The following is a 25,231-nucleotide window of genomic DNA, read 5'->3' as shown; positions in this document are numbered from 1 at the left end:
TAGTAAGGGCTGTTAGGGTCAGTCGGGTTGCTGTGTGGCTGGCAGACAAAGTAAGGAGCACGGGTTGAACCGCGCTGTGGGGTTGCGAATCGCGGCATGCGTCTTGATGGGGCTCGGCGCCGCCCTGCTGATTGCTGCTCTGCTCTTGAGTACCTATACGTCGGGCAAGATTTCCAAGATCCCGCTCGACATCGACACCACGCTGGTGAGCAACGGCACCGGGACCGCGCTGGACCCCGCGTCGCTGCTGGGCGAGAAGTTCGTCGTCAACAAGAACGTGCCGCTGGTGCTGCAACGCCAGATCAGTGTCGAGAACCCGGCGAACGCCGATGTGGTGACGCTGCAGGTCGGCAGCACGGTGCGCCGCACCGACAAGCAGCAGGACAACGGCCTGCTGCTCGCGCTCGTCGACACCGTGACGCTCAACCGCACCACTGCCGCGGCGGTGACGGGTGCGGCCGGCTCGGTGCAGAAGCCACGCACCATCGAGGACCAGAACCCGCCGACCAACATCGCGCTGCCCCACACCGGGCTGAGCTACCGCTTCCCGTTCAGCACGGAGAAGAAGACCTACCAGGTGTTCGACCCGATCGCGCAGAAGGCGTACGACGCCAACTACGAGGGCGAAGAAGACGTCAACGGGCTGTCGGTCTACAAGTTCACGCAGAACGTCGGCTTCGACGCCGACGGCAAGCTGGTCGAGCCCATCAAGTACTCGTCGCTGTACGACAAGGATGAAGACGGCTCGGTGACCGCGCGCGCCGAACTGTGGGGCGTGCCGTCGGCCGAGCCGACCGACCCGATCACGATGCAGCGCTACTACGCCGCGGCGCGCACCTTCTGGGTGGACCCGGTCTCGGGCACCATCGTCAAGGAGAAGGACCGCGGCTTCCACTACTACTCGCGTGACGCCCTCAAGCCCGAGGTGACGTTCGCCGACTACACCGTCACCTCCAACGAGCAGACGGTCGAGTCGCAGGTCGCCGCCGCCCACGACGAGCGCGACAAGCTCGCCCTGTGGGACCGCATCCTGCCCATCACCTTCGGTGGCCTGGGCCTGGTGTTCCTGGTCGGTGGCGTGCTGCTCGCCGGGTACAGCCTGCGGTCGCAGGCCGCACTGATCGATCCGGGCCTCGACGCCGCCGGGCACGGCTTCTTCGGCCGGCGTGAGACCGATTCCGGCCCGATGCCCGCGGCCGAGGCCATGACCGAGAAGCTGCCCACCCAGCGGCCGACCGATCTGCCACCGGACCGGATCTGATCGCTTTTCGTCGTGCCCTGCCGGCGCTGTACGCGCTGGGGCTGACGCTCGCTGTCACCGCGCCGCTGCTGGCGCCCGGTTATCTGCTGCTGCGTGACGCGGTCTCGACGCCGCGGTCCTACCTATCCGACGCCGCCCTCGGCTTGTCCGAGGCCGCGCCCCGGGCCCTGCCGCAGGACTTCTTCCTGGCCGTCCTCTCGCCCGTCGTCGACGGCGGGGTGCTGGTCAAGGGGCTGACGATCCTCGGCTTGTGGTTCGCCGGCTGGGGCGCGGCGAAGCTGGCCGCCGCGGTGCTGGACGCCGGCCTCGGCGGGCAGCTGGTGGCCGTCACCGTCGCGGTGTGGAACCCCTACGTCGCCGAGCGACTGCTGCAGGGGCACTGGAGCCTGCTCGTCGGCTACGGCTGCCTGCCCTGGGTCGCCTTCTCCAGTGATTTGTGCACGATTTTCCGCGGTGAGCGCGAAAAGTCGTGCACAAATCCCTGGGGCCTCGTCTTTTGGATCGCGCTGGCCGGGCTGACGCCGACGGGCCTGCTGCTGGCGTTGGTGGTGGCGCTGGCGTGTTCGCGCACCTGGCGCGGCGTGTGGGTCGCACTGGCCGCCGCGGTCGGAGCGGCGCTGCCCTGGTTGGTGGCGACGGTCGTCGCCCGCTCGGTCCTACCGGTGGCCAGTGCCGGAGTGCCGGCGTTCGCGGCGCGGGCCGAACCGGGGCTCGGGACGCTGGGCAGCCTGGCCGGGCTCGGCGGCATCTGGAACGCCGCGGCGGTACCGGTGTCCCGCACGACGCTGTGGGCCGTGGTCGGGACCGTCGCGCTGCTGGCGGTGGTGGCCTGTGGCGCGCGGAAGGCGTGGTCCGTGACCGCGGCCCGGCCGCTGCTGGTGCTCGCCGTCGTCGCCGTGGTGGTGCCCGCGCTGCTGGCGACCGACCCGGGGTCGGCGTTCCTCGACTGGCTGATCCGGACCGTCCCCAGCACCGGCGTGCTGCGTGACGGACAGAAGTGGGTGGCCCTGGCGATGCCGGGCTATGCCCTGGCCGCGGCGGCCGCGGTGGCGGTGCTACGGCGCTGGCTACCAACGGCTTTCGCTGCTGCGGGCTGCTGCGTAGTGGTGCTGGCGGCGCTGCCCGACCTCGCCTGGGGTGTCGGCGGCCAGCTGCGGTCGGTGCAGTACCCGGCCGGCTGGTACGCGGTTGCCGCACAGATCAACTCGGACCCGAAACCCGTCGCGGTCCTGCCGCCCGACGTCATCCGCCAGTTCCCCTGGGCCGGCCCGACGGCCGTACTCGACCCGCTGCCGCGCTGGGTGTCCGCCGACGTGCTGGCGACCGGTGACCTCGTCATCGGGGGCCGGACCGTGCCCGGCGAGGGCGTGCGGGCGCGGCGGGTGCAGGACCTGCTGCTGCGGGGCGCCGACGTGCACCAATTGGCCGCGGCCGGGGTGGGCTGGGTGGTGGTGGAAGGCTCAGCTCCGCCGCTGTCGCTACCGATCGCATACCGGGACAACGACATTGCGTTGTACCGAGTGGGCGGGACGACGCCCGCGGCGTCGGGACGGGCATCGTTGATCGCCGCGCACGTGGTGTGGCTGGGCGTGCTGATCGGAGCCCTGACCGCGATGGTGATCCAGCGATGGCGGGGCCTCAGTACGCCCCTTCGCCGCGAGCCACCACGCTGACGGTCTTCAGGATGATGCCGACATCGGTGAGCATCGACCAGTTGTCGACGTACGAAAGATCAAGGCGCACAGCCTTGTCCCACGTGAGGTTCGACCGGCCGCTGATCTGCCACAGCCCCGTCACACCCGGCTTGACGAGCAGTTTGCGCCTGATATCGCCGTTGTAGGTCTCGACCTCCCGGCGCAGTGGTGGCCGGGGGCCCACGACGCTCATGTCCTGCTTGAGCACGTTGATGAACTGCGGCAGTTCGTCGATGCTGTAGCGGCGCAACACTTTTCCGACCATCGTCACCCGCGGGTCGTCGCGCATCTTGAACATGACGCCGCCGGCCATCTCGTTCGACGGCAGCAGGTCTTCGAGGCGCTCCTCCGCGTCGACCACCATGCTGCGGAACTTGATCATCGTGAACGGCTCACCATCCAGCCCGATGCGCTCCGACCGGTAGAACACCGGGCCGCGACTCGTCATCTTGATGGCGATGGCCGCGAGCACCAGCAGCGGCGCCGTCCCGATCAGCGCCGCCAGCGCGAAGCCGAAGTCGAACGCCTTCTTCAGAAAGCTCTTGGCACCGTGGTACTGCGGCTTTTCCACGTGCAGCAGCGGCATGCCGGCCACCGGCCGCATCGCGAGTCGCGCGCCGGCCACGTCGAGCAGGCCGGGCGACACCACCAGGTCGACGTCGGATGCCTCGAGACGCCAGGTGAGCCGCTGGATTCCGGCGACACCGAAGTGCTCGGCGTCGGTCAGCGCCACGGTGTCGGCGGCGCAGCGGTCGCCGAGCGCACCGAGTGCGTCGTTCTCGTCGCCGAAAATCGGGATCATCCGGTCACCGACCCTGATGACGTCGCCGCGCGCGCCGGGGTCTCCCGGGATGCCGGCGCCGACCACCACATAACCGTCGCCGGGATCGTTCATGAGTTCAGTTGCCAGGACGGCGATGGCGTCCCGATCACCAATGGCGAGAACGGATGTCAGGCATTCGCCCGCCTGTCGGCGCGCCCGCACCCGCCGCCGCCACAGCTTGCGACCGATGAGCAATCCGATGGTGCCCAACGGGAATGCCAGAGCCAGGTAGCCGCGCGCGATCTCGAGGCGGGCCAGCAGGGCCACGATCGCGATGACCCCGAACGTCCAGAAGGATGCGGCGACGACGCGGCGATATTCCTCGATGCCGCAGCCGAGGATCGACGCCGATCGGGCGTGATGAAGCGTCAGCACGCCCAGCCACAGGCAAGCCAGCACCAGCGAGTACCCGGTATAGAGCATGGAGGCCGACGGGCCGTAGCCCACTCCGCCGAATCGGACCCATTGTGCGAACAGCATCGCGAGGACGATGGTCGCGGCGTCGGTGAGCAGCACACGACGCGCGTAATGCGGCTGCCAGACCGTGCGTGAACTCGCCAGCCGCGTGAGCCCGAACGTCGAAAGCGTCATCGGCAACTCCACATGCTCAACTCCTCAGACCCGGTGGTACTTCGATGGAGCGGTATATCCAATTACATGAATGAGAACGGAGTTCGAACGCACTGCATCACCGGGCCCAGTTGCCTGGATCCGCAAAATTCGAGGGACACCGCGAAAGCCGGAACCCGCAGGCGGCCCTCATTGCTATTAAATTTGACTTGGCCGTCAGTTTATGCGGCCCGGCGGTGTCCAACAGCAAAACGGCAGATTTGGCTGGCCGTCACGCAGAATTTCCGGGGTGGGCGTGGACGCCCGGCGGCAGTACTGCGCGGCCCGGATGCGACGTCAGACGATCCCGTTGACGAACTTGCCGTCCCGGACCGCTTCGGCAACGGTCCGCATCGCGGAAGCGCTTTGCGGCCACGAGAATTCAGCCGCCCGCACCTGCGCCTTGGCACCCAGCTCGTCGCGCAGGACGGCGTCGGTCAGCAGGGTCTCGAGCGCGGTGACCAGACCGCGGTGGTCATCGACCAGCAGGCCCGTGACGCCGTCGACGATCGAGTCGGTCAGGCCGCCCGAGGACCGGTAGCCGACAGTCGGCACGCCGTGCTGCGCGGCCTCGATGACGGCCAGCGCCCAGCCTTCCTTGCGCGACGGCAGCGCATGAACCCAAGCCTGTTGCAGCACTTCGTGTTTGGTGGCCTCGTCGACGTGGCCGTGGAACGTCACCGCGGAACTGATGCCGAGCCGGCGAGCGTGCGCGACCAGCCGCTCGTCCCACCAGCCGCCGCCGACGACGTCCAGGCGCAGTCCCGGCACGACCGGCGCCAGCAGCGCGACGGCGTCGAGCACGTCCTCGATCTGCTTGTGCGGCACCAGTCTCGACAGCACCACGATGCGCGGCTCGGCCGCGCGGGGCAGCGCGAGGGACGCCGCCGGAGCGAGGTCGACCCCGTTGCGGACGACGGCGATCCGCGAAGCGTCGACACCCAGGTCCACCAGGTCCCGGGCCGACGGCAGTGACACCGTCACGTACTGGTTGTTGCGGTGCAGCCGGGGCGAGAGCCGCGACTCCACGAACCAGCCGAACTTGCTCATGAACCGCCCAGCTACCGGCCACTGGTCGCGGTGGCAGTGATGCACCAGCACCATCGCGCGCCGGCCGTAGGCCAAGCGAGCCAGGAAGGGGATGCCGTTCTGCGAATCGATCACCACATCCGGCCGGACGCCGCGCAGCGGACCCAGCCCGACACGGGCCAGCACCATGGCCAGCCCGGCCCAGATGTAGACCGACAGCCGGCCGCCGCCGCGACTGATCCGAATGCCGTCGACGACCTCGGTGCGCGACGCCCCGCGATAGCGCGCCGTCCGCAGCGTCACCCGCACCCCGGACTCGGCCAGCTGCGCGCCGATGCGCTGCAGATACGTCTCGCTGCCACCGCCCTGGGGATGGCCGGTGTCCCGCCAGCAGAGCAGCAGCACCGACCGGATCTCGTCAGGAGATCCAGCGGGTTGCTGGGGGTGGTCTGGCATCGAATGAAGGGTACCGGTCAGTAGGGTTGCGGAGTGAATCGCTGGGCAGCCAAACGACTGGTCATCACGCGTGAGCGGGCCACCCTCGCCCGCTCGATCCGCCTGCTCAGCGAGTTCCGTTTCGAGCAGAGTGACCCGGCCCGCTTCTACGGCGGCCTCGCCCGGGACACCGTCGCCCTGGTGGACGGCCTTTGGCGCGACCTCAACGGAGCCGCACCCGACGGCGCCACGGTGCTCGACGTCGGCGGCGGCCCCGGCTACTTCGCCACCGAATTCTCCAGCGCCGGAATGACATACATCGGTGTCGAACCCGACCCCCGGGAGATGCATGCCGGCCCGGCCGCCCAACCCGACGGCGCCGGCACCTTCGTGCGGGCCTCGGGCATGGCCCTGCCGTTCGCCGACGGCAGCGTCGACGTCTGCCTGTCGTCGAACGTCGCCGAGCATGTCCGCGAACCGTGGCTGATGGGCCGGGAGATGTTGCGGGTGACCCGGCCGGGCGGGCTGGTGATCCTGTCGTACACGGTGTGGCTGGGTCCCTTCGGCGGCCACGAGATGGGGCTGACGCACTACCTCGGCGGCCGGCGGGCCGCCGAGATGTACACCCGCAAACACGGCCACCGGCCGAAGAACGACTACGGATCGTCGTTGTTCGCGGTATCGGCCGCGGCTGGCCTGGAGTGGGCGCGCAGCACGGGGGCGCTGGTCGCCGCATTCCCTCGCTACCACCCGCGATGGGCCTGGCGTGCGACTTCTGTACCGGTGTTACAGGAGTTCTTGACGAGCAACCTGGTGTTGGTGCTCCGGCCCAGCTGAATGACCTAATTGGAACATGTTCTCGTTTGGCCGAAAACTGGGTAGTGTGACGGCCATGACACAGAGCACGGCATTCAAAACCGAGTGGGATCAGCTGTTCATCGGCGGTCAGTGGACCGCACCCGCGACGTCGGACGTCATCGAGGTGCACTCCCCGGCCACCGGCGAGCTCGTCGGCAAGGTGCCACTGGCCTCGAAGGCCGACGTGGATGCCGCCTGCGCCGCCGCACGCAAGGCGTTCGACGAGGGCCCGTGGCCCAAGATGTCCCCGGCCGAGCGCGCCGCGGTGATCGCCGAGGCGTCGCGCATCATGACCGAGCGCGCCGACGAGCTGAAGTTCCTGCTCTCCGCCGAGACCGGCCAGCCGCCGAGCATCGTCGACATGATGCAGTACGGCGCGGCCATGTCGTCGTTCAACTACTACGCAGGTGCCGCGGACAAGTTCCAGTGGAGCGACATCCGCGATGGCATCTACGGCCAGACCCTGGTGACCCGTGAGCCCATCGGCGTCGTCGCCGCCGTCGCCGCGTGGAACGTGCCGTTCTTCCTGGCCGCCAACAAGCTGGGCCCGGCCCTGCTGGCCGGCTGCACCGTCGTCCTCAAGCCCGCCGCCGAGACGCCGCTGTCGGTCTTCGCCATGGCGCAGGCCTTCGCCGACGCCGGCCTGCCCGAGGGCGTGCTGTCGATCGTGCCCGGCGGCCCCGAGACCGGCCGCGCGCTGACCGCCAACCCCGAGATCGACAAGTTCACCTTCACCGGCAGCTCGGCCGTCGGCAAGGAGATCGGCAAGGTCGCCGCCGAGCGGCTCAAGCCCTGCACCCTGGAACTCGGCGGCAAGTCCGCGGCGATCATCCTCGAAGACGCCGACCTGGACTCCACCCTCCCGATGCTGCTGTTCTCGGGCCTGATGAACACCGGCCAGGCCTGCGTCGGACAGACCCGCATCCTGGCCCCGCGGTCGCGGTACGACGAGGTCGTCGAGAAGGTGGCCGCCGGCGCGGCCGCCATGCAGGTCGGTCTGCCGGACAACCCGGCCGCCATGATCGGTCCGCTGATCAGCGAGAAGCAGCGCGAGCGCGTCGAGAGCTACATCAAGAAGGGTGTCGAGGAAGGCGCCCGCATCGCCACCGGCGGCGGCCGTCCCGAGGGCCTGGACTCCGGCTGGTTCGTGCAGCCGACGGTGTTCGCCGATGTCGACAACTCGATGACCATCGCCCAGGAGGAGATCTTCGGCCCGGTGCTGGCGATCATCCCCTTCGACACCGAAGAGGACGCCATCCGGATCGCCAACGACTCGGACTACGGCCTGGCCGGCAGCGTCTACACCACCGACATCCCGCGGGCCATGAAGATCGCCTCGCAGATTCGCACCGGCACCTACGCCGTCAACATGTACGCCTTCGATCCGGGCGCGCCGTTCGGCGGCTACAAGAACTCGGGCATCGGCCGCGAGAACGGCCCCGAGGGCATCGAGGCCTACTGCCAGGCCAAGAGCGTGCTCATGCCGTTCGGCTACACCCCGGAGTAAGCAGTACTGCCTTCGTCCGGATGGCCATCCGCGCCTTGTCCTTCGCCCCTCGGGGGACCCGGCCGGGTGGCCATTCGGCTTTTCAGCACCGGTGTTTTATCCCAGGCGGCACCCAGCGAACGCTGATAGCGTCACGCCCGTCCGAAGGTCTGGCAAACAATCTGGGAGGAAACGTATGGCTGTCTCTGTGGATCTCGAGAAGTCGCTCGACAAGGCATATGAGGACAAGTCCCTCAAGGACATCCTCGACGCATCGCCCGCCGCGCTGGCCGGGGTCAGTGACTCCGACGCCGAGCACCTCGCCGCGGCATTCAACATCAAGACCGTGCGCCAGCTCGGCTCCAACAAGTACTTCGCCGTCGCTGCCGCGCTCGTCGCGCTGGAGAACGCCGGCTAATTTTCTCCGCGAGCAGAAACAAAACTGCCCCTACTCCTCGGAGTGGGGGCAGTTTTGTGTCTGCTCGTCTCGTTGCCCGCCACGAGGGTGCACTCAGATCGCACCTCTCGCCCGATCTTCGATCTGGCTGCACGCTCGTGATCAACGCGGCCGTACATCTTCGCCAATGTGCGGACAGATCGTCCTGCAGGCCAGATCCCCGATCTGAGCGCACGCTCGGAGGTGGAGCCACAACGCCCCCGCGGAAGACCCCTGGTGACGGTCTGCACATCGAGTTCGGGCGTCATTCCCAGGAGTGAACTCCTGATCACAGAATTATGTAGCCAGCCATAATTTTGCCGACATTTGGCCGCCGTGGCCGCCCATTAGTGACCTGGAATACATTCTTTGGCCCGATGTGTCCGACGTTTTATGCTGAGACCCATATCAAGGAGGGCGCCATGTGGGTCGTCGAGGTCAACGTGAAGGGCCATCGCTTCACGCACACCGTCCTGGGTGCCAACGCGCGGCTGCGTGAAGCGGCGCGGGGCGTGCAGGATCGGATGACGCAGCTGCGGAACCGGGTCACGCATTGACGTCAGCTGAGCCCGTCACCAAGACGGTCAACAAGCGGGGCGCCACGCGGGAACGGATGGTGCGCAGTGCCGCCGCCGTGCTACGTGAACGCGGCGCCGCGGGCCTGACCATCGACGAGGTGCTGGTCCGTAGCGGTGCCCCGCGCGGCTCGGTCTACCATCACTTTCCCGAGGGCCGCAGCCAGCTGCTGATCGAGGCCCTGCAGTTCGCCGGCGATGCGATTGCCGCCCATATCGACGGTTCCGCCGCCTACGGCGGCATCGCCCTCGTCCGCGGATTCGTCACGTTCTGGGATCGCATCCTCGCCGACAGTGACTTCACCGCCGGGTGTCCGGTGGTCGCCGCGGCGGTCGGGTCGGGCGACGAAGCGCCGACCCTGACCCCCATCGCCGCCGAGATCTTCGACCGGTGGCGCACCGCGCTCGGACACGCCTTCGCCGCCGAAGGCTTCAGCGACACCGACGCGTCAACCCTGGCCGTCACCTGCCTGGCCGCGCTCGAGGGCGCCGTGATCCTGAGCCGCTCGTCACGCAGCGTCGAGCCGTTGCACGATGTTGCCACTCAGCTCGAATTCCTGATCAAGGCAAAGGCTTTCGTCAAGAACAACGGCCTGCCGACCGCCGGCAGTTAGCCTTCCGCGCGAGCCCAGCGCGCACACACGAAGTCCCTGTTGACGGCGGATTCCACCAGCCGCCACTCCGAGCGCACCGGCAGCACCGGCGCGCCCTCGCCCAGCGAGCACGGCGCGTACGACACCACCAGTTCATCGACCAGGCCGGCCGTCACGAACTGCGCCGCAACGTCCCCGCCTCCGAGGATCCACACGTCGCGGTCGCCCGCCGCCTCGACCAGCGTCGGATGCAGTTGCGCCACATCACCGCTCACCGCCTGCACCGGATGGCCGTCGACGACGATGCCGGGCCGGGACGTGAGCACCCACGTCGGCTGGGGGTACGGCCAGTCGCCCGGCTCGTGCTCGACGACCCACTGGTACGTCGTCGACCCCAGGACGAGGGCACCGACGGACTTCTCGAACGCCTTGTAGCCGAACGGCCCTTCGACGTCGATGTCACGCGAGAGCAGCCAGTCCAGGCTGCCCGCGGAATCGACGATGAAGCCGTCCAAGCTGGATGCGGTGTAGTAGATGGTCGCCATCTCGCCGAGTATGCCGTGACCCACCGACAATCTGCGGCGCCATGATTACTGTTGCCCGATGGACGATTTCGACGCGCTCCGCGCCGACGACGGTGACCTGGCGGAACTGCGCAACGACGTGCGCCGGTTCCTGGCCGAGGACGCGGCGCAGTTCGGCTGGCAGCCCGGTGTCGACTGCTGGCTGTCGAAGTGGGACGCCGACTTCAGCAAGCGGCTGGCGGCGGCCGGCTTCGTCGGGCTGACGATCCCCGTCGAGTACGGCGGCCGCGGGCGCAGCCACATGCACCGGTACGTCGTCACCGAGGAACTCCTGGCCCACGGCGCCCCGGTGGCCGCGCACTGGATCGCCGACCGACAGGTGGCGCCCGCCCTCCTGAGCTACGGCAGCGAGGAGCAACGGCGCCGGCTCCTACCCCGAATAGCTTCCGGCACTTTGTATTCGGCCATCGGCATGAGTGAGCACGAGGCGGGTTCCGACCTGGCCGCCGTCACCACCAGGGCCACCCGCACCGACGGCGGCTGGCTGCTGAGCGGCAGCAAGGTCTGGACCAGCGGTGCGCATCTGGCCCACCAGATCGTGGTGCTCGCCCGCACCAGCCCCCTGGACCCGAAACATCGGCACGCGGGGTTCAGTCAGTTCATCGTCCCCACCGACGCTCCGGGCGTCACCATCGAGCCCATCGTCCAGATGAACGGTGAGCACCATTTCAACGAGGTGCTGTTCGACGACGTCGCGCTGACCGACGCCGACCTGCTGGGCACGGTCGGTGCCGGCTGGCATCAGGTGACCTCCGAACTGGGTTTCGAGCGCAGCGGGCCGGAGCGCTTCCTGTCCACGGCCACACTGCTTTTCGCCCTCGTCGAGGCACTACGGGACGAACCCCGCGCCGACGTCGGCGACCTGATGGCACGGATGATCTCGGTGCGCCAACTCTCGATATCGGTCGCCAGGGCGCTGACGGCCGGCCAGGACGCCGCGGTGTCCGCCGCACTGGTGAAGGACCTCGGCACCCGCTTCGAACAGGATTCCGTCGAGATCGCCGCGGAGCTGCTGGACCAGTACGAGGGCCCCGACCGCCGGCGGCTGCAGACGATGCTGGACACCGCCCGCGTGCACGCACCGCTGTTCACGCTGCGCGGCGGCACGAATGAGGTCCTGCGCGGCATCGTCGCCAAGAACTGGACCAAACAGGTTGCTGCCGAACAGCATTCGGACGAGTATGCGGAATTGCGCGAACTGGCCGAGCAGATCGGCCGGACGGCCGCGCCCGCGCGGGCATTGCCGCTGACGTTCGACGACGCGTTGTGGCGCACCGCCGAGGGTTCAGGGCTGACCCGGCTGAGCAGTGACGCCGACGCCGGGCCCGCCGCCACGGCCGTAGTGCTGGGCGCTCTGGCCCGCCACGGGGCCGCGGTACCGATCGCCGAAACCGACGTGCTGGCAACATGGTTGGCCGCCGAAGCCGGACTGCCGATACCGGAATCGGGGCCGCTCACACTGGCGGTGGACGGCGTCGCCACCTGGCCACAATGCGGGCCCGTCGTGGTGGCCACCCGAGGTGCCGACGCCCTGTACGTCGCGCTGCGCGACGCACCGACACTCGTCGACGACGGACACAATCTCGCCGGCGAGCTCCGCGCCATCGTCGAATTCGACACCGCGGCAGCCGATGTCGTCCAGCTTCCACTCGCGGTCGCCGACGAGCTGACCATCCGCGGCGCCTGGTGTCGCTGCGTGCAGATCGTCGGCGCCTTCGATGCGGCCGCACAACTGACCGTCGCGCATACCGAGACGCGCATACAGTTCGGCCGCCCGCTCGCGGCGTTCCAGGCCGTGCAACACTCGCTGGCCACGATGCTCGGGGAGATCGAGCGCGCCAGAGCGGCAACCGTTCTGGCGATCACCGCCGCCGCTCGGTACGGCTTCGGCGACGACCGCACCGCCTACGCCACCACGGTGGCCAAGGTCGCCGTCGGCCGGGCCGTCGCCCCGGTGACGACCATCGCCCATCAGCTGCACGGCGCCATCGGCACCACGGCGGAACATCCGCTGTGGCGCGCCACCCTGCGCGCTCGCAGTTGGGCCGATGAGTTCGGTAGCACCGGTCGGCACGCCCGGAGACTGGCCGACCGCACGGCGACGACGGACGCCTGGGATGTGACGGTGGGCCGCACCGGAAACCCGTTGTGACCTAAGTCAATATCCGCGCGGAAAGTGCGTTCCGTCCGCTTGTGACGGCCACCACTGCGCTACCGGCGGTCTCGGTAAAAACTCGACACATGTCCAAGAAGAGTGGCGCTTTCGCCGCGTTGGCCGTCTGTGCCGCCCTGCCCGCCGCGACCGTCGTCGCGGCGCCCGCCCAGGCCGCCGGCACGGCCCGTCAGACCCTGATGTCGCGGGCCTACACCTGCGATCGGCAGCCGATCAACTACATGAAGTTCCGCTTCCCGGCAGTCCCGACGGCGGAGATCACCTCCGATGGGCGCACCGCCACCGCCCACATCGAGATGCTCGACGGCGCGCGCAACGCGCAGTACACGGTCCGCGTGATCCCGGCACCGCATGCCACCCTCGGCTGCCTGCCGGGCGACCCGAGCATCGGCACCGCCCCGCTGAGCACCGACGGCTGGGGCAACGGCAGCGCCACCGTCCAGCTGCCCGTCGCCCCCGGCACCACCGGCGTCTGGGTCGCGGTCGATCTGCCCCAGCCGCATTCGCAGAGCCCGGCCGAGTTCTACAGCAGCGACTTCGTCGCCTCGGTCTGACCCCACTGGCCGACGACAGCCGTCTCCCGGTAGAACAAACACATGCGCTACCGGGAGAACATGACGTCGCGGCGACTCATCGGCGGTCAGACCGCCGTGCTGGCAGCCGCCCTGCTGCTGGCCGGATGTTCGGGTGACAAGCAGCCGGCGCAGCCGACCTCCTCGACGTCGAGCGCTCCGGCGCAGAGTTCCTCGGCCGCCCCGAGCACGCCCGCGGCGGAAGCGCCGCCGTCACCCACCAGCCGTCAGCTCGACGGCGGGACGTGCCTGCAACTCACCGGCGCGGTGGTGAACCTGATGTCCGGCGCGTCCCCCGAGGACTCGAAGGCAGCCGGGGACACCATCAACGGTTTCCACCCGCCGGCCGATGTGCAGGCCGCCGTGACGCATTTCGTCAAGACCAACGGCCTGCACAGCAGCGATCCCGACCGCAGCCAGTTCAGCCGCACGCTCAACAACTGGGTTGAGCAGCAGTGCCCCGTGCAGCAGCCGGAAAAGAAACCGAGGTAGCAGCATCGGCTGAGCCGATGGTCGGCAGCCTCAGCTACCGGTCCACTGCGGCGCGCGCTTTTCGGCGAAGGCCACCGCGCCCTCGCGCGCATCCTTCGACATGAAGACCGGCCCCAGAATGGCGCCCTGCTTCTCCCACTTCTCGGCGTCGGACCAGTCGGACGACTCGACGATGATGCGCTTGGTCGCGGCGACCGCGAGCGGCCCGTTCGCGGTGATCCGCTCAGCCAGCGCGAGCGCGGCATCGAGTGCGCCACCGGGCTCGGTCAGCTCGTTGACCAGGCCCAGTTCGTGCGCCCGCGTCGCGGTCAGGTTGTCACCGGTGAGGGCGAGTTCCATCGCGATGGCGTACGGGATGCGCTGCGGCAGCCGCAGCAACCCGCCGGCGCCGGCGACCAGGCCGCGCTTGACCTCGGGGATGCCGAAGGCCGCCGCGTTGGACGCGACGATCAGGTCGGCCGACAGCGCCAGCTCGGTGCCACCCGCCAGGGCGTAGCCCTCGACAGCAGCGATCAGCGGCTTGGCCGGCGGACGCTGGGTGAAGCCGAGGCCGCGATCCGAGAGGATGTTCTCGCCTTTGGCGAAGGCCTTCAGATCCATGCCCGCACAGAACGAGCCGCCGGCTCCCGTCAGCACCGCGACGGACAGTCCCGGGTCTTCGTCGAGGCGGTCCGCGGCGGCGGCCAGGCCCTTGCTGACCGCTGAGTTGACAGCGTTCTTGGCCTGGGGCCGATTGATGGTGATGATCAGTATGCGGTCGCGCTGTTCGACGAGGACAGCATCTTCGCTGGTGGCTTCTTCGGTCACGACGGTGATGCTAGCCACAGGGGATTGGCGTCCGGCGGTCAACCAGTGAATAATCGAAAATTAGAACATGTTCTAGTTTTTGCCGCAGTCAGAGGAGAAACCGTGGCCAAGCTGCCCGAAATCACCAAATTCGACCCGGAGCTGACCGAGAAGGTCATGGGGATTCTCCGACCGCTGCTGAAGGTCTATCACCGATCCGAGGTCCGCGGATTGGAGAACATTCCCCTCGGCGGCGCACTGGTGGTGAGCAACCACTCGGGCGGCATGCTGCCCATGGACGTGCCGATCTTCTCGTCGCACTTCTACGAGAAATACGGCTACGACCGCCCCGTCTACACTCTCAGCCACGCCATGCTGATGGTCGGCCCGACCGCGGACTTCTTCAAGAAGACCGGCTACATCCTGGCGAGCCACGAGAACGCCGACGAGGCACTGCGCTCCGGCGGCCTCGTCGTCGTGTTCCCCGGCGGGGACTACGACGTCTACCGGCCGTCGACCGACGCCAACAAGATCGACTTCGACGGCCGCAAGGGTTACGTGAAGGCCGCGATCAACGCCGGCGTCCCGATCGTGCCGATGGTCGGCATCGGCGGCCAGGAGACCCAGCTGTTCCTGACCCGCGGCGAGAAGATCGCCAAGGCGCTCGGTCCCATCGCCCGCGCCGCGCGCGCCAAGGTGGTGCCGCTGTCCATCGGGCTGCCGTTCGGGCTGTCCGCCGTGCTGCCGCTGAACCTGCCGCTTCCGTCGAAGATCGTCATGCAGGTGCTGCCGCCCGTCGATCCCACGGCGATCGCCTTCGCCTCCGGCGATGAGCCCGACGTCGATGCCGTCGACGCGCACGTCCGCAAGGTCATGCAGGACGCTCTCGACGAACTCGCCGAAGAGCGCCGCTTCCCGGTAATAGGCTGACCGGCCGTGGGAATCACCGACAAGCTGACCGCGACAGCGGGCCTGGTCAACACCATGGTGCGGGCCGGTGTCATCGCCCCGCTCCGCCCGGACAAGTACGTGCGGATCGCCGGTGCCATGGCGCGCGAAAACATGAGCGTCACTTCGGGTTTCGCGAGTTCCGCGCAACGCTGCGGGAACCGCCCCGGCCTCATCGACGAGCTGGGCACGCTGACCTTCAGTGAGCTCGACAAGCGCGGCGACGCCTTCGCCGCCGCCCTGCAGACGCTGCCCTCGGCCAAGGTCGTGGGCATCATGGCACGCAACCACCGCGGCTTCGTCGACTCCCTGATCGCGGCCAACCGCATCGGCGCAGATGTGTTGCTGCTCAACACTTCCTTCGCCGGCCCGGCGATGGCCGAGGTCGTGGCCCGCGAGAACGTCGACGTCATCATCTACGACGAAGAGTTCACGGCGACGGTCGATCGTGCGCTCGAGGGCCGGACCGGCACCACGCGAATCGTGGCGTGGACCGATACCGACGACCACCCGCTGACCGTCGAGTCGCTCATCATCGACCACCTGGGGCTGCAGCCGCGACGCACCGGCGAGAAGAGCCGGGTGATCCTGCTGACCTCCGGAACCACCGGAACTCCCAAGGGCGCCAAGCATTCCGGCGGTGGGCTGGACGCACTGAAGGCCATCCTGGATCGGACGCCGTGGCGCACGGAGGAGACGACCGTCGTCGTCGCACCGATGTTCCACGCCTGGGGCTTCTCGCAACTGGTTTTCGCGGCATCGATGGCCTGCACCGTCGTCACGCGCCGCAAGTTCGACCCACAGGCCACGCTGGCGTTGGTCGACAAGTACCAGGCAACCGGATTGTGCGTCGTCCCAGTGATGTTCGACCGCATCATGGAACTGCCCGACCACATCCGCAACCGCTACAGCGGCCGCTCGCTGCGGTTCGCCGCGGCCTCCGGCTCACGGATGCGCCCCGACGTCGTCACCTCGTTCATGGACCAGTTCGGTGACGTCATCTACAACAACTACAACGCCACCGAGGCCGGCATGATCGCCACCGCGACGCCGGCCGACCTGCGCGCCGCCCCCGACACCGCCGGCCGCCCGGCCGAGGGCACCGAGATCAAGATCCTGGACGCCGACTTCAACGAGTTGCCGACAGGCGAGGTGGGCACCATCTACGTGCGCAACTCGACCCAGTTCGACGGCTATACCTCCGGCGCCACAAAGGATTTCCACCAGGACTACATGTCCTCGGGTGACGTCGGCTATCTCGATGCCGCGGGCCGCCTGTTCGTGGTGGGCCGCGACGACGAGATGATCGTGTCGGGCGGCGAGAACGTCTACCCCATCGAGGTGGAGAAGACGCTGTCCACCCACCCGGACGTCGCCGAGGCCACGGTACTGGGCGTCGACGACGAGCAGTACGGCCAGCGCCTGGCCGCGTTCGTCGTGCTGGCCGACGGGGCAACGGCCACCGAGGACGTCCTCAAGCAGCACGTGCGCGACAACCTCGCCAATTACAAAGTGCCACGGTCGATCACGGTGCTCACGGAGCTGCCGCGCAACAGTACCGGCAAGATCGACCGCCGCGAGCTGAAGGCGCTGGCCGATGGCGCGTAAAACGGTGACCCTGCTACGGGCTGTCCTCGGTCTCGTCAACGCCACCAACGCGGCCAGCCCGCTGGCCCGGTCCGGGAACCCCGGCATCGTCGCGTTCGCGTACGGCTGGCCGTCCAGTGAAGCAGCCGGCTTCGTGCTCAGTTCCTCAATACTGTCCGCGATCCGCCGGGGCCGGCATGGCGCCTTCTCGGGCACCAGCGGCCGAATCGCGTTGGCCATCAACGCGATCACCTGGGCCATCCTGGGTTACATCCTCACCCGCAGCCGGAGCTCGCGGCCCGCGTTCGAGGAGCCGCTGGATGACGTGATCGGTCCGCGCAACCCGGCCGATCCCGGCGTCCCGCGCCTGCCCGGCATCGGGCGCACCATGCTGTCGCGCCGCAAGTACAACAAGGACACCGTCAAGTACGGCCCGCACCGCGCCAACCTGGCCGACATCTGGCGCCGCCCGGACCTGCCGCGTGACGGTAAAGCCCCTGTGCTGCTTCAGGTTCCGGGTGGTGGCTGGATGCTCGGCGATCGCCGGCCGCAGGCGTACCCACTGATGGGCGCCCTGGCCGACCGCGGCTGGATCTGCGTGTCCATCGGCTACCGCGTCAGCCCGAAACATCAGTGGCCGGCGCACATCATCGACGTGAAGCAGGCCCTGGCCTGGGTCAAGGAGCACATCGCCGAGTACGGCGGCGATCCGGATTTCGTCGCGATCAGTGGCGGCTCGGCGGGCGGTCACCTGTCCTCGCTCGCAGCCCTGACTCCCGGAGATCCCCAGTGGCAGCCCGGTTTCGAAGATGCCGACACCTCGGTGGTGGCCGCAGTCCCGGTGTACGGCCGGTACGACTGGTTCGGCTTCGAAGGCCCCGGCCGCGCCGAGATGATGCGTGCCCTCGAGCAGCTGATCATCAAGAAGCGGTACGCCAACGACTCGCAGGTGTTCCTCGACGCTTCGCCCATCAAGCGGATCGGACCCGACGCGCCACCGTTCTTCGTGCTGCACGGCACCAACGACACGTTGATCGACGTCCAGGAGGGACGGGACTTCGTCGCAGCGCTGCGCGAGCAGTCACCGGCGCCGGTGGCGTACGCCGAGATCCCCAACGCGCAGCACGCATTCGACGTCTTCGGCTCGGCGCACGGCCGCTACACCGCCGAGGCGATCACGCGGTTCCTGGAGTGGGTGCGGGCGGAGAAGGCGAAGGTCGCCGACTCCGAGAGTGTCGGCTAGCGGGCGGTCCGGCCGGCCGGCGCGGTACGTGACCGCGCCGCTGTCATGGACATGTCCGATCTGGATCCGTCACCAACGGCTGACATCGTCACCTTGGGTTGACACTGTCAGCCCAAGGTGACGGCTCCCAGCCCGAACACACTTGGAGACGGGTCGCACCGGTCTCGGTCACACGAAACGTGTCGGTCCGTCGGCACATACTTTCCCCAGTGATCGACCCCGGAAGGTACAGCCATGACCTACCCAACCGAGCGGCCCTGGTGGGAACCACAACAACGCCGTCCGACGCGCGAAGAGATCGATGCCGCCGGCGATGCCTTCCGAAAAGCACATGGCCTTGACGTCGATGATGACGACGACGATTGGTCATTTGATGACGAACCCGCAGAACCCGATCCAATAGCCGCGGATGTATTCGGCGGCATCAGCCGACGAGCGCTGGCTCAGGCTCGCGACGACCTCGTCAGCGCCAAAACGCAATACGAGCAGGCCGTCCGCCAGGCCCGCGCCAACGGATGGACCTGGGCCGAGATCGGTCGGATCATGGGCGTGTCACGCCAGGTGCTCCACAAACGATTCCGCAACCGCCCGGCGGACTGACGCACCACCGGGCGCAAATCTACTGCGCCATGGCGGTCTCGACGACCGTCAGCTCCTCGGAAAGCCCTGCGGCCCTGCGGATCTGCTTGAAGTCGGCGACCATGCCGGCCGTCACCTCATGCGGATCGTCGGTGGTGGCACCGTCGGCGAGCACCGAGATGTTGAGCTGGTCGACGTAGCTCCACACCGTGATGTTCAGCCCGCTGCCCGCGGTGAGCGGTCCGACAGAGTAGATCTCGGTGACGGTCGCGCCGCCGACCTTGCCGCGTTCGCGGGGCCCCGGCACGTTGGAGATGTTGAGGTTCAGCACCTTGTTCTGCCCGTCCTTGTTGGACAGGCGGCGGAACATCGATTCCATCGGCGCCGGCGGCATGTAGGCCGCCCACCGGGCGACCAGCTCCGGGCCGACCAGCTGATGACTCTCCTTGGCCAGCAAGGCGGCCTCGCGGGCCTGCTGGACGCGCTGCGCGGCATCGTCGACGTCGACGGGCAACGCGATCAGCACACCACTGAATCGGTTGCCGGAGATACGATCCGGTGAAAAATCGTAGCTCATCGGCACCGACGCCAGCAGCGCGTGGTCGGCCTTGCCGTCGTATTTCAGCAGCAGCTCGCGCAGCGCCCCCGACGACATCGCCAGCACCAGGTCGTTGATGGTGACACCGAGCTTCTTGCTGGTCTCCTTGACGTCCGCGAGCGCCAAAGTCGCTGTGGCGAAACGCCGTTGGGGTGTGATGACGTGGTTCATGAAGCTCGGGGGCGGCGTGAACGGCCGGGTCAGTTCGGGCGACAGCTTGCGGCTGCTCTTGCGTACCCGCGCCATGCCGTCGGCGGTGTACTTCACGACGCCGGGGAACCGCGCGATCTGCCGGAGGTGATCCGCGAACGCGGACCGGACGAGCTGGCCGCGCGACGGTGCCGGATCCGTCACGTACAGATCGTTGTCCCGCTGCGGACCCTCGGTGATGTCCATGCCGAGCGCCAGCAGGTTGGCCGAGGCCACCCCGTCGGCCAATGCGTGATGGATCTTGCCGACCACGGCGACCCGCCCGTTGGCCAGGCCTTCGACGAGGTACATCTCCCACAGCGGACGGCTGCGATCCAGTGGGGTACTGGCGATTTCGCCGATCGCCTCGTCGAGTTCACGGCGGCCACCGGGGGCGGCCACCCGCCACGGCCGGACGTGATACTCGAGGTCGACCTCGGCATGCTCCCGCCACATGGGGTGGTGGAACTTGAACGGGATGTCGACGAGTTGATAGCCGAAAGGCTCCAGCTTGTGCAGGCGTTCGCGGAGCACGCGGCGGAACTCGTCGATGCCGAACGTGCGGTCGCCCAGGCCGGCGAGGTCGATGACGGCAATCTTGAGGGTGTGCATGTGCACGTTGGGCGTTTCCGAATACAGCAGGAACGCGTCCCACCCACTCAGTCGTTTCACTCGACCTCTCCTGCGCTTCGGGTCAGAACCTCGGCCGGTCGATCGGTCTAGACGACCTCTTCGACGCAGTGCTGGTTCTGGTTCCGGCGAACCTCATCGAGGAACAACCCTATGGCAGTGGCCATCGATCCCGTGCGGGCACCGTCCGTCATGTCGAAACCGTGTCCGGCACCGGGCAATTCGATATAGCTGACCGTCGAAGCGGACACCGCGCGCAGCTCGTGTACGAAGTCCCGCGCCTGCGCCACCGGAATGACGCTGTCGCCGCTGCCGTGAATGACCAGGAACGGCGGTGCGTCGCGGTGCACGCGCGCGATCGGCGAAGCCTGCCGGTAGATCTCGGGATGCTTGTCGATGCGGCGCCGGACCACGACGCGCTCCAGGAAGTCGACGAATTCCTCGCGTTCCTTGGTCGACCGGTCCTCCCAGTCGTATCGGCCGTAGATACCGACGACGGCGTCGACCGAGGTGTCGGCGCCCTCGGGCAGCTCGGTCTGCAGTTCGGGGTCGTTGGCGGTCAGGCCGGCCAGCGCGGCGAGGTGCCCACCGGCCGAGCCGCCGGAGATCGCGATGAAATTGCGGTCGCCGCCGAACTTGTCGACGTTGGCCCGGGCCCAGGCGATCGCGGTCTTGACGTCGGTGATGTGTTGCGGCCAACGGTGATTCGGGGCCACGCGGTAGTCGATGGACAGACAGACCCAGCCCTGCTGGGCCAGATGGCTCATCAGGGCGTAGCCCTGCAGCAGCCGGCTGCCGTGCACCCAGGCCCCGCCGGGCAGGTAGATCAGAACCGGGGCCGGCTCGGCGGGCAGGTCGTCGGCGCGCCAGACATCCAGCAGCTGCGACGGGCTGTCGCCGTAGCGCACCGAGGTGCGGTGCACCTGGCGCCGGTGTTCGCGTGCCCGCCAGAACGGCGGCGTGCGCTCCGGCGCCGGCCACTCGATGTCGAGTTCGGCCGGGGGCAGGACGCCCGTCAGCGCGGCCCGAACGACCTCGTTGGTGCAGTCGCGCTCGGCGCGGCGGATCTCGGCAACGCTGGGAGTGAACAGAGCCTTCGACGTCGACGCCCAGAAGCTGGGCACGTGCCGCATACCCCAGAGGGTCATCGCGGTGGCGCCGCCGAGCGGCTCGAGGCTCTTGCCGATCACGGGCAGCGACGCGGCGGCCGTGGCCATCGCCAACAGGTGATCGGAGGGCTTGGCAGCCATGAACCAGCGCAGCCGGGTGGCCAAGGAAGGGCTGTGAACATCATTGTTCGGTCGAGCCGTCATTTCGCGAGCGTACACCGGCCTGACCACGGGGTTTCGGGGCCACAGCACATTCGCGGTCACAGTTCGGCGACTGTTCATTTGTGAAGTGCATCACAGCTGGTCAGGACCTATTCGAAGCCGTACCGTCGTGCTTACAGTCGAGCCATGGGTACCTCCGCGCTGGCGATCACCGACGACCACAACGACCTCGCGGACTCGGCGACGGGACTGCTGCGCCGGCTCGGCAGCCGGGCCGCCGCCCGCGCCACGCTCGAGGGCGGACCGTCGCATCCCGCCGGTTTCTGGACGGCCGCGGCGGATCTGGGCTGGCAGGGCCTGGCCATCCCCGAGGAGTTCGGCGGGTCCGGGTTCGGGTTGCCCGAGCTGGCGGTGGTACTCGAGGCGCAAGGCCGCGACCTGTGTCCCGGGCCGTTCCTGCCGACCGTCGCCGCGGCCGTCGTCATCGACCGGTGCGGAACGGACGAGTTGCGTGCCGCGCTGCTGCCCGGGCTGGCCGATGGCAGCACCGTCGCCGCGCTGGGATTGTCGGGCCACGTTCACAGCACTGCCCACACCGTGTTCGGCGAGAGCCCGACGGTGCTCGGCGCCCCCGATGCCGCGCTGCTGGTCCTGGTCGCCGGCGACGACGTAGTGGTCGTCGACGCGCAGGCCACCGGCGTCACCGTCACCCCGCTCGACAGCGCGGACACCACGCGCAGCATCGGCTCGGTGACGCTGGACCAGGCCGAGGCGATCGCCGTCATCCGCGATGCGGCGACCAAGGCGCACACCGCTTTTCGCATCCTGGCCGCGGCCGAGGCCGTCGGGATCAGTTGGGCGGCACTGGAAATGGCCGTCGAATACGCCAAGGTGCGAGAGCAGTTCGGCCGCACCATCGGCACCTTCCAGGCCGTCAAGCACCACGCCGCCAACATGCTGGTGGCGGCCGAACTCACCACCGCCGCAGCGTGGGATGCGGCTCGCGCCGACGATCTGGACGACGCCTGGTTCGGCGCGGCGGTGGCCGCCACCCAGGCGATCCACAGCCAGGTCTTCAACGCCGAGAACAACATTCAGCTGCACGGCGGCATCGGCTTCACCTGGGAACACGACGCACACCTGTATCTGCGCCGCGCCCTCACGCTGTCCGCGCTGACCGCGGACGGCGCCGACCCGCTGGCCGATGTGGTCGACGGACAACGCACCGGCCGGGCCCACGGCGCATCGTTCGCCCTCCCCGAGGAAGCGGCCGAATACCGCACCGCCGCCCGCGATGCCGTCGCCACGCTGCGGTCACTGCCCGAGGACGAGCAGCGGGACTTCCTTGTCGATTCCGGCTATCTGGTGCCGCACTGGCCCAAGCCGTGGGGCCGGGACGCGGGCGTGCTGGAGCAGTTGGCCATCGAGGAGGAGTTCCGTGACGTCGAGCGGCCCGACCTCGGCATCACCGGCTGGGTGACGCTGACCATCGCCCAGGCCGGCACCGACGACCAGCGTGAGCGCTGGGTGTATCCGGTGCTGCGCGGCGAGATCATGTGGTGCCAGCTGTTCTCCGAGCCCGAGGCCGGCTCGGACGCGGCCGCCGTGCGCACCAGCGCCAAGAAGGTCGACGGCGGCTGGCTGGTGACCGGCCAGAAGGTATGGACCAGCCTGGCCCAGTACTGCCAGTGGGGTCTGGCCACGGTGCGCACCGATCCCGATGCTCCCAAGCACGCCGGCGTCACGATGATGGCGATCGATATGAAGGCGCCCGGCGTGACCGTCAACCCCCTCAAGGGCCTGACCGGCAACGCCCACTTCAACGAGGTGTTCTTCGACGAGGTGTTCGTCCCGGACGCCGACGTCATCGGTGACGTCAACAAGGGCTGGCTGGTGGCGCGCGCGACGCTGGGGAACGAGCGCCTGTCGATCGGCGGCGGCTCCGGCGCGCAATCCGGCTTCAGCGCGGACGACCTGGTCGCCCTGTTGGACGCGGCACCGCCGGAGCAGGCGGCCGGGCTGCGCGACCGCGCCGGCGCGGTGATCGCCGAGGGACACACCCTGCGGCTGCTGAATCTGCGACGGATCAGCCGCGCGATCGCCGGCACCGGTCCGGGACCCGAGGGCAATGTCACCAAACTGGTCGTCGCCGAGCAGGGGCAGCGGCAGACGGAGCTGGGCATGAAGCTGGCCGGTCCCGCGGCCGTGACCGGGCAAACTCCCACACTCACCCAGGCCTACCTGGGCTACCGCGCCATGACCATTGCCGGCGGTACCTCGGAGATCACCCGGAACACCATCGCCGAACGCATTCTCGGACTGCCCCGCGACCCTTTGCTCAAGTAGTCCTCCGCCCGTCACGAGACGGTAGAGACTCGGTGGAGATCGATCCGCCAAGCTGCGTAGATCGGCCGAATATGTCACGCTAGGCACCGATGAGTGTGCTATCGGTCAAGTTCTGGGCGCCACGCCGCGCTTTGCTAGCGGCTTTGCTGTGCGCCCAGCTGATCGCCGGCGTGGTCACCGTGGCCGCTGTCGGCCCGTCCGCCGGCGGCGCGACCGAAGCCGACCACACCGACGCCGTCTTCCGCAGCGCGCACGCCGGCAGCTGCCTGACCTGGCAACCGGAGCCGCCACAGCGCCCCGCCTTCGTCCAGTGCAGCAGCCCGCACCTGTTCGAGGTCGTCAACTCGGTCCAGGGCGACGGCGACCAGGAATCCTGCGCCGTGTCGGGCCGCCGGTACCTCGGACCGCGCTACGACCCCAACGGCCGGTTCGCGTACGGCCTGCTGCGCTCGGTGGGTGCCGAGGGTTCCGGATCACACATCTCCTTGTGCGGATTGCAGCTGCCCGGCCCGAATGGCGAGCAGCTGCCGTTCCGCGGGCTGGTCGCCGAGCAGGACCAGTCCCGGGTGTGGCCGCCGGGCACCTGCCTGGGCGCCGACATGAAGGGCGGTCAGACGGGCCTCGTACCCGTGGACTGCGCCGAGCCGCACTCGGTCGAGGTCGTCGGGCCCATCGATCTCGGCGCGCACTTCCACGACGGCCCGCCGCCCTCGGACGCCGACCAGGAGGATGTACTGCGGCCCGCCTGCCTCACGATGGCCGCCGCATATCTGGCACCAAAGACCTTGTCCGCCAGCGCATTGACCGTCAACCACCGGCCCATCGGACCGGCCAGCTGGTCCGCCGGCAGCCACCAGGTGCTCTGCACGCTGGCACCGCGGACACCCGCGCCGATGACCGGCAGCATCAAGGCCCCCGGCGGCGCGACGGCGGTACCGGCTCCGGTGGCCCCGCACCCGGTGGCACAGGCGCCCGTCACCACCGCCACGACCGTCGCCCCGACGAGCAACACCCCGACCACCGCCGCGGCTCCGGCGGTCGCGCCGAGTGCCGAAGCGGTGGCGCCGTCGTCGTCTTCGTCGTCGTCCTCGTCGTCGTCCTCGTCGGCGGTGACCCATACCGCCGAGGCACCGAGTCCGGCGGTCACCGACACGACCGTGCCGCCGGCGCCGCCGGCCTCGCCCGTCGACAACCCGGCGCATCCGCCGCTGGCCCCGGCCGAGCCGGCAGCTCCCGCCGAGCCGGCACCGCCGTCGCACGTGCTCGAGATCCCGGGTCTGGCCCCGATCACCCTGCCCTGGGCGCCGCCGCCGCTGTAAGGCGCGCGCCGAACGTGAACTTGATGGCGAGAAATCCGCGGCAGATTCATACGGTCAAGACAACATCCATTGATTTGGGAGGTTGTCGTGCCCAGTGGGTATCCGCATTCGAAGC

The 25,231-nt window shown here is 68.6% G+C and carries 22 protein-coding genes and 1 pseudogene; 17 read left to right on the top strand and 6 right to left on the bottom strand.

Translation table 11 applies throughout. The features are described 5' to 3' along the window. The first annotated feature begins 64 nt into the window (after positions 1 to 64). Together ACJH6J_RS12050 and ACJH6J_RS12045 are read left to right on the top strand one after the other, a co-directional pair. Positions 65 to 1,261, top strand: coding sequence for a DUF3068 domain-containing protein (locus ACJH6J_RS12050; protein ID WP_318984785.1), 1,197 nt, complete (start codon positions 65 to 67; stop codon positions 1,259 to 1,261). Between the two features lie 17 nt (positions 1,262 to 1,278). Continuing rightward, complete coding sequence (locus ACJH6J_RS12045) at positions 1,279 to 2,934, top strand: hypothetical protein (RefSeq protein WP_406804026.1); 1,656 nt, start codon at positions 1,279 to 1,281, stop codon at positions 2,932 to 2,934. Here ACJH6J_RS12045 and ACJH6J_RS12040 read toward each other — a convergent pair. Together ACJH6J_RS12040 and ACJH6J_RS12035 are read right to left on the bottom strand one after the other, a co-directional pair. Further along, complete coding sequence (locus tag ACJH6J_RS12040; RefSeq protein ID WP_318984786.1) at positions 2,900 to 4,369, bottom strand: sugar transferase; 1,470 nt, start codon at positions 4,367 to 4,369, stop codon at positions 2,900 to 2,902. The genes ACJH6J_RS12045 and ACJH6J_RS12040 overlap by 35 nt on opposite strands. A 315-nt stretch (positions 4,370 to 4,684) precedes the next feature. Next, the gene (locus ACJH6J_RS12035) at positions 4,685 to 5,872 is read right to left on the bottom strand and encodes a glycosyltransferase family 4 protein (protein WP_318984787.1); all 1,188 of its coding nucleotides are present in this window, start codon (positions 5,870 to 5,872) and stop codon (positions 4,685 to 4,687) included. Between the two features lie 57 nt (positions 5,873 to 5,929). On the opposite strand from ACJH6J_RS12035, the gene ACJH6J_RS12030 reads away from it, so the two are divergent. The 5 genes from ACJH6J_RS12030 to ACJH6J_RS12010 all read left to right on the top strand — a co-directional run bounded on the left by ACJH6J_RS12030 (position 5,930) and on the right by ACJH6J_RS12010 (position 9,820). Beyond that, positions 5,930 to 6,688, top strand: coding sequence for a class I SAM-dependent methyltransferase (locus ACJH6J_RS12030; RefSeq protein WP_406784935.1), 759 nt, complete (start codon positions 5,930 to 5,932; stop codon positions 6,686 to 6,688). A gap of 55 nt (positions 6,689 to 6,743) precedes the next feature. Further along, a complete protein-coding gene (locus tag ACJH6J_RS12025) occupies positions 6,744 to 8,216 on the top strand; it encodes an aldehyde dehydrogenase (RefSeq protein ID WP_406784925.1) in 1,473 nt (490 codons plus the stop codon). Positions 8,217 to 8,391: 175 nt separating this feature from the next. Further along, positions 8,392 to 8,613, top strand: coding sequence for a hypothetical protein (locus ACJH6J_RS12020; protein WP_073694599.1), 222 nt, complete (start codon positions 8,392 to 8,394; stop codon positions 8,611 to 8,613). Positions 8,614 to 9,053: 440 nt separating this feature from the next. Beyond that, positions 9,054 to 9,188: a hypothetical protein gene (locus ACJH6J_RS12015; protein ID WP_267320492.1), complete on the top strand. Its 135-nt coding sequence runs from the start codon at positions 9,054 to 9,056 to the stop codon at positions 9,186 to 9,188. A 56-nt stretch (positions 9,189 to 9,244) separates the two neighbouring features. Further along, entirely contained in the window at positions 9,245 to 9,820 is a 576-nt protein-coding gene (locus tag ACJH6J_RS12010; protein WP_406784934.1) for a TetR/AcrR family transcriptional regulator, read from the top strand. Here the strand turns inward: ACJH6J_RS12010 and ACJH6J_RS12005 are convergent. Continuing rightward, positions 9,817 to 10,344 (bottom strand): dihydrofolate reductase family protein, encoded by a 528-nt coding sequence (locus ACJH6J_RS12005; protein ID WP_406784924.1) that lies wholly within the window; start codon positions 10,342 to 10,344, stop codon positions 9,817 to 9,819. The two genes, ACJH6J_RS12010 and ACJH6J_RS12005, sit on opposite strands and share 4 nt — an antisense overlap. Before the next feature lie 58 nt (positions 10,345 to 10,402). On the opposite strand from ACJH6J_RS12005, the pseudogene ACJH6J_RS12000 reads away from it, so the two are divergent. From ACJH6J_RS12000 to ACJH6J_RS11985, 4 genes and pseudogenes are all read left to right on the top strand, one after another. Further along, positions 10,403 to 11,521 (top strand): annotated as a pseudogene (locus ACJH6J_RS12000) (acyl-CoA dehydrogenase family protein); the annotation flags it as partial. A 204-nt stretch (positions 11,522 to 11,725) separates the two neighbouring features. Then, the gene (locus tag ACJH6J_RS11995) at positions 11,726 to 12,535 is read left to right on the top strand and encodes an acyl-CoA dehydrogenase family protein (RefSeq protein WP_406784933.1); all 810 of its coding nucleotides are present in this window, start codon (positions 11,726 to 11,728) and stop codon (positions 12,533 to 12,535) included. A gap of 89 nt (positions 12,536 to 12,624) precedes the next feature. After that, positions 12,625 to 13,110, top strand: a complete 486-nt coding sequence (locus ACJH6J_RS11990; protein WP_406784923.1) for a hypothetical protein — start codon at positions 12,625 to 12,627, stop codon at positions 13,108 to 13,110. Positions 13,111 to 13,152: 42 nt separating this feature from the next. Beyond that, positions 13,153 to 13,620, top strand: coding sequence for a hypothetical protein (locus ACJH6J_RS11985; protein ID WP_318984790.1), 468 nt, complete (start codon positions 13,153 to 13,155; stop codon positions 13,618 to 13,620). A gap of 30 nt (positions 13,621 to 13,650) precedes the next feature. Here ACJH6J_RS11985 and ACJH6J_RS11980 read toward each other — a convergent pair whose 3' ends face one another. Next, the gene (locus ACJH6J_RS11980) at positions 13,651 to 14,436 is read right to left on the bottom strand and encodes a crotonase/enoyl-CoA hydratase family protein (protein WP_212814458.1); all 786 of its coding nucleotides are present in this window, start codon (positions 14,434 to 14,436) and stop codon (positions 13,651 to 13,653) included. Between the two features lie 147 nt (positions 14,437 to 14,583). On the opposite strand from ACJH6J_RS11980, the gene ACJH6J_RS11975 reads away from it, so the two are divergent. The 4 genes from ACJH6J_RS11975 (at position 14,584) to ACJH6J_RS11960 (ending at position 18,784) form a co-directional block, all read left to right on the top strand. Next, on the top strand, positions 14,584 to 15,336 hold the full coding sequence (locus ACJH6J_RS11975; RefSeq protein WP_244872892.1) for a lysophospholipid acyltransferase family protein: 753 nt from the start codon (positions 14,584 to 14,586) through the stop codon (positions 15,334 to 15,336). A 54-nt stretch (positions 15,337 to 15,390) separates the two neighbouring features. After that, a complete protein-coding gene (fadD12, locus tag ACJH6J_RS11970) occupies positions 15,391 to 16,962 on the top strand; it encodes an acyl-CoA ligase FadD12 (RefSeq protein ID WP_244872893.1) in 1,572 nt (523 codons plus the stop codon). After that, positions 16,952 to 18,184 (top strand): alpha/beta hydrolase, encoded by a 1,233-nt coding sequence (locus ACJH6J_RS11965; RefSeq protein WP_212807957.1) that lies wholly within the window; start codon positions 16,952 to 16,954, stop codon positions 18,182 to 18,184. Before fadD12 ends, ACJH6J_RS11965 begins: the two co-directional genes overlap by 11 nt. Before the next feature lie 234 nt (positions 18,185 to 18,418). Beyond that, a complete protein-coding gene (locus ACJH6J_RS11960; protein WP_212807956.1) occupies positions 18,419 to 18,784 on the top strand; it encodes a hypothetical protein in 366 nt (121 codons plus the stop codon). Between the two features lie 19 nt (positions 18,785 to 18,803). Here ACJH6J_RS11960 and ACJH6J_RS11955 read toward each other — a convergent pair whose 3' ends face one another. Together ACJH6J_RS11955 and ACJH6J_RS11950 are read right to left on the bottom strand one after the other, a co-directional pair. Then, entirely contained in the window at positions 18,804 to 20,222 is a 1,419-nt protein-coding gene (locus ACJH6J_RS11955) for a wax ester/triacylglycerol synthase family O-acyltransferase (RefSeq protein WP_212807955.1), read from the bottom strand. Between the two features lie 47 nt (positions 20,223 to 20,269). Then, the gene (locus ACJH6J_RS11950) at positions 20,270 to 21,493 is read right to left on the bottom strand and encodes an alpha/beta hydrolase fold domain-containing protein (protein WP_406784922.1); all 1,224 of its coding nucleotides are present in this window, start codon (positions 21,491 to 21,493) and stop codon (positions 20,270 to 20,272) included. Between the two features lie 144 nt (positions 21,494 to 21,637). Here ACJH6J_RS11950 and ACJH6J_RS11945 point away from each other — a divergent pair, with 144 nt between their 5' ends. Both ACJH6J_RS11945 and ACJH6J_RS11940 read left to right on the top strand, forming a co-directional pair. Next, on the top strand, positions 21,638 to 23,797 hold the full coding sequence (locus ACJH6J_RS11945; protein ID WP_406774778.1) for an acyl-CoA dehydrogenase: 2,160 nt from the start codon (positions 21,638 to 21,640) through the stop codon (positions 23,795 to 23,797). A gap of 89 nt (positions 23,798 to 23,886) precedes the next feature. Then, on the top strand, positions 23,887 to 25,116 hold the full coding sequence (locus tag ACJH6J_RS11940) for a septum formation family protein (protein ID WP_406802141.1): 1,230 nt from the start codon (positions 23,887 to 23,889) through the stop codon (positions 25,114 to 25,116). Positions 25,117 to 25,231: the final 115 nt, after the last annotated feature.

Origin of the sequence: Mycobacterium sp. SMC-18 (genome assembly GCF_045310895.1) — a bacterium.
Lineage (GTDB): Bacteria > Actinomycetota > Actinomycetes > Mycobacteriales > Mycobacteriaceae > Mycobacterium.
This window is presented reverse-complemented; position numbering and strand designations above follow the sequence as displayed.